2 protein-coding genes are annotated in these 615 nt (G+C 70.4%); both read right to left on the bottom strand.

What is annotated here, in order from left to right:
- Positions 1 to 40: 40 nt before the first annotated feature.
- Positions 41 to 268: a hypothetical protein gene (locus ACTWPV_RS49765; RefSeq protein WP_443157238.1), complete on the bottom strand. Its 228-nt coding sequence runs from the start codon at positions 266 to 268 to the stop codon at positions 41 to 43.
- A 39-nt stretch (positions 269 to 307) separates the two neighbouring features.
- Positions 308 to 615: plasmid replication, integration and excision activator (locus ACTWPV_RS49760; RefSeq protein ID WP_443157237.1), on the bottom strand; the 308-nt coding region annotated here is incomplete at its 5' end.

Genomic DNA, 615 nt, shown 5'->3' with positions numbered 1-615 from the left:
GGTCGCATGGACAGGGTGAGGTAGGTGTACGGGCCGAGGGTCATGCCGCGACCCCCGTGCCGTCGGGCAGGCCGTGAAGGCTGCGCTCCACCGAGCGGGCGAAGCGGGATGCCTCGCGGGCGAGCTGACGCGCGAACTCCAGGTCTTCCACCGTCGCGGGGCCACGGGTGGTGACCAGGACGGAGGTGGCGCCGAAGTCGAGCGCCAGAACGGGCTCATGGCGGGCGTACGGGTGGGTGAGGGTGCGGGCGGCGTGCCCGGTGGTCAACCGGATCACACTCCTACGCGGGGTGCGGCGGCGGGTCATTTAGGCGGCGTCCTTTCCGGCCGGAGCCTTGCTCTGGGCGGGCTGGTTGGTTGGGCGAGGTGCGTGCATCTCACGCACCTTGATCGAGTAGGCGAGACGGCCGGCGGCGTTGACATACGGGGTGACGGTGATGCCGTCGAACTCGACCGGCGTGAACGGCAACCCCGCCATCGGGGACGGGGGTACCGGCTGGACGGGTGCGAGGATCTTGACCGCCACCGTCTTCTGGGCGGGCTTGAGGGTCGGGTCACCGTCCATGACCGCGACCTGCCAGACCAGCTCTGCGGTCTGCTTGTCGCGGGCCTGCA

The sequence above is a fragment of the Nonomuraea sp. KM88 genome, assembly GCF_052245635.1.
Taxonomy (GTDB): domain Bacteria; phylum Actinomycetota; class Actinomycetes; order Streptosporangiales; family Streptosporangiaceae; genus Nonomuraea.
The sequence above is the reverse complement of the archived record's forward strand: the minus strand, read 5'-3'. Positions and strand labels throughout refer to the sequence as shown.